General features: G+C 35.3%; 4 protein-coding genes. 2 read left to right on the top strand and 2 right to left on the bottom strand.

The window, feature by feature from the left end:
• A partial coding sequence (locus H0X48_06850; protein MBA3955008.1) for an AAA family ATPase occupies positions 1 to 1,415 on the bottom strand: 1,415 nt, incomplete at its 3' end.
• 474 nt (positions 1,416 to 1,889) lie between these two features.
• Positions 1,890 to 2,438, bottom strand: a complete 549-nt coding sequence (locus tag H0X48_06845; GenBank protein ID MBA3955007.1) for an NUDIX hydrolase — start codon at positions 2,436 to 2,438, stop codon at positions 1,890 to 1,892.
• Positions 2,439 to 2,536: 98 nt separating this feature from the next.
• On the opposite strand from H0X48_06845, the gene tpiA reads away from it, so the two are divergent.
• Positions 2,537 to 3,313, top strand: a complete 777-nt coding sequence (tpiA, locus tag H0X48_06840) for a triose-phosphate isomerase (protein ID MBA3955006.1) — start codon at positions 2,537 to 2,539, stop codon at positions 3,311 to 3,313.
• 47 nt (positions 3,314 to 3,360) lie between these two features.
• The gene (secG, locus tag H0X48_06835; GenBank protein MBA3955005.1) at positions 3,361 to 3,747 is read left to right on the top strand and encodes a preprotein translocase subunit SecG; all 387 of its coding nucleotides are present in this window, start codon (positions 3,361 to 3,363) and stop codon (positions 3,745 to 3,747) included.
• Positions 3,748 to 3,832 lie beyond the last annotated feature (85 nt).

Raw genomic sequence — 3,832 nt, 5'->3', positions numbered from 1 at the left:
GCAGCACTTACCTTAAATTTTAGTTCAAACAAATATACATGACCTACTGTTGAAAAAACTAAATCAATTCTGCCTTTGTCAGTACTTATCTCAGATTGTATATCAAAACCAAGCAATTTTCCTATAAGCTGAAATAGAGAGTGATAGTAACGCTCTTGAGCAATGTGAAGTTGATAAGGAATATGAGCAAGTAGACTTTGTAAAAGTTCACAAAACAATAATACATTATCTTCTTTAAGCGCAAGGACTAATTGAGATGTAGTTTTTTCTATCTCAGTAACATTCTTATTTGAAAATGCCGCTAATAAATATTTTTGAAAAGAATCTCTCACTTCTTCGTTGGGATAACCTAGTTTGTACTTTTTAGTGGCACTATCGTAATCACTAATAGTAAAATAACCGGTTTGAAAAAGAAGTGTGGTTGGTGGAATATCTTCAAGATCAACGGTACCTAAACCAGTTGTGCTAAACTCAGCTTGCTCAATACCCTCAAGAGCGTCATAATGCTTTCTTAAGAATTCCACTAAAAATGATGGGGTTCCTGATTCAAACCAGTAGTTTGCTCTCTCTTGATTTTTCAGGTAATAAAGTACTGAAAACGGATTATAAACAGTTGCTTCTGTACGCGAAAAGCGGTAACCATTATACCAGGTTTTCATCTCTTGCATTACAGCTATGTGTCTATTCTCTTTTTTATGTGCAAAGTTATCTATGTATTGGGTAAAATAAGACTCTATCTCAGCTTGAGTATAACCAAGCAGTTCAGAACTTTCAGGTGCTAACGTTAAATCATTAAGATTATTGAGCCCTGAGAAAATAGAAGTCTTTGAAAATTTTGTTACACCTGTTACAAAAATAGCTTTTAAATAAGCATCTAAACTTTTAATAACACTGAAAAAATTTTTAAGCACATCCCTATTAGCCTGAGCTACGGTTATTTTACTAAGATTATTAATAAGCGGGTAATCATACTCATCAATAAGAATAACTACAGGACTCTTCTTTGCTAATTCTTTAACAAGTTTTTTTAATTTTGATCCAGCTGAAGGGGCATCAGAAACATCTATACCATACTCTTGAGCTATAGATTCTAGCTCCCACGATAAACTTATTTTTAACTCAGGTGACGTTTCAATATCCAGGTCCGAAAAATTAAGATGTATTACAGGATGTTGCTGCCATGTATAATCACTTGAGTCTATCCACAAACCCTTAAACAGATCTTTGTTACCTAGAAATAGCTCTTTTAATGTTGAGATAAGAAGTGATTTACCAAAGCGCCGAGGACGTGAAAGAAAATAAAAACGGCCACTCTCAATAAGATTATAGATATACTGCGTCTTATCAACATAGGTGTAATTACCATTGATCATGGTACTAAAAGTACTAACATCTATAGGTAATTTTTTCATCATAATCTCTCGTAACATGAAGGGGTAGAGTAGTAATTGAAATGGTTGCCCAAGTGTTTGAAAATTACCATTGAAGAGCACTTAAGTCAACGTTCTCATTACCTTATAGCTGGGATTTCCTTTGTGTGCAAAGGCAATTACAAGTATTATCAATAGATGCCTATGCAGAATTTCTCTTTAGAAAGGCTTGGCCTTCTCTTTTATAGAGATTAGACTTAATGTAGCCCTCCAAAGCACTTCTACTGCAACCATATCCCAACGATTTTTGCGCATACCAAGCGCGCTCTTGGCTACTTTTAGTTTTTTACAGCAATATCATATAAGGAAGATGTCTTACCGAGTAAACTTTGATAAGAACCACATTCAAATAATTTGATTATGTTACCAGTTTTAATTTTTCTGTATTTTTAAGCTGCCTGTATTGTATAAACTTAACAACCCTAACATAAATAACTTAAATACAATTATCTCCTATGCTCAAGAACCTACAAGTGCAATCCATTTATTAAACATGCGCACAACTGAAGGATTATCCGTTGGCAGATCAGCTCTGCTCTTGCCAATCCATCTTAACTCTTTTGATTCTTGATTTTGCACCACTTGCTCATCACTGGCAACTTGCAGTAAAAAACGCACATCATAATGATAATGTGCTTGTTCACGGCTACTTTCTGGAATAAGATGAATATCAATATCAAAAAGAGCAGAACTTGCAGACACTATATGTTCAATACCAGATTCTTCTTGAGCCTCCTTAAGAGCGACAGCAAGTACATCCGGATTACCATCACAATGGCCACCTAGCTGAAACCACTTGTCAAGCTTACGATGATGCATAAGCAAAGCTTCAGTTGCGTCATTATTCAGCAACCAACAAGAAGCGGTGATATGGCCTATTTTTAAAGATCGCTCAAAACAATCGGTATGCTTATGTATAAAATCCAACATATCTGTTTTAAAAACCATTTCTTCTGGATAAATAGAAGCATACTCTTCTAACAAATTAATTAAATAGGATCTAATCATAACGGACCTCACTAAGTATAATTTTGATAAGCTTCTTAAACTATGCTATTTTTTAAACTACTTATTTAAAATTTATACTTAGAATACTATAGATTACTATGAAAAAGAACAAACTACTTGTAGCTAATTGGAAGATGGAACTTTCTTATAATCAATCAATCGAATGGCTTAAGCAGTACGGTCCAGAGCTCAAAGAATTAGCCACAACTGAGCAGGTAGAATTAGTTGTATGTCCAAGTTTTACTTGTTTAGATTATTTTAAAAACTATTTAGGCGATACAAAAGTAAAACTTGGTGCTCAAGATTGTAGTGGTCACACACATGGGTCTTATACAGGACAAGTAGCAGCTACCTCCCTTAAAGAGCTTACCTGCAAGTACTGTATTATTGGCCATACTGAATGGAAATGCTCGATTAATAACTTAGTGCATAAGCTTAATGAGCAGGTTGCACAAAAAGCTGCTATACTTATACACGAAGGCATAGTTCCTATTGTTTGTATTGGCGAGACTTTAATCGAAAAACAAACAGGCAAAACACTCGAGATCCTAGAACAACAACTTGCTCAAGTTTTGCAAGCAGCACAAGCGAGCAATTACACGCAACTTGTTATTGCTTATGAGCCTGTATGGGCAATAGGCACGGGTGCACTACCAGAAGTGCAAGAGCTACAAGCTATCTGTAAGCACATAAAACTTTATTGTGCTCAGTTTTTAGACCAAAATACTATAAGATTACTCTATGGTGGCAGTGTAAACTCAAAAAACACAGAAAAATGGCTTCAAATACCTGAAATTGACGGTTTTTTAGTTGGTAAAGCAAGTCTCGATTTTCAAGAGCTTAAAAAAATTGTAGTATTAGTAAGTAGAGGGTAGCACACGAGCTACGAGAAAATACAATTTATTATTGATGGGAGTAGAATATGTTATACGGTTTATTGGTAACTTTGTTTACTATAATGTGCTTATTGCTTATTTTAATTATCTTGATTCAAAAAGGTAAAAGCAGCATGGGCTTAGGTAGTTTAGGTGGCGGATCTCAAATGCTTTTTGGTGGTTCTGGCGGTCAAGATGTGTTTCAAAAAGCAACCTGGGTTATGGGTGCTTTATTTATGATAGGTTCATTTGGACTTGCTTTACTTAAAAAACCTTCTAGTTCCTCTCTACTGAGTAGCGTGAGCGCTAAAATAGCAGCAGAGCAACAAGCACAACCAGTTACTGTAGCAGTACCAGAAAATGTGTCTCCTGAAGCTACCGCAACTCAAAATGAAACTCAAGGATACACAGCATCCACAGAAGCTCAAGCGTAAGAGCATACATGCTTCATATTGTTGATGGTATCGGTTCTTGGGTTATAAGAACGTGTAGTATAGTTGGCACCTTTGCGCTCTTTTT

This window comes from Candidatus Dependentiae bacterium (assembly GCA_013821315.1).
Taxonomy (GTDB): Bacteria; Babelota; Babeliae; order Babelales; family Babelaceae; genus JACDHA01.
Note: the sequence above shows the minus strand (reverse complement) of the source record. Positions and strands in the feature narration are given on the sequence as shown.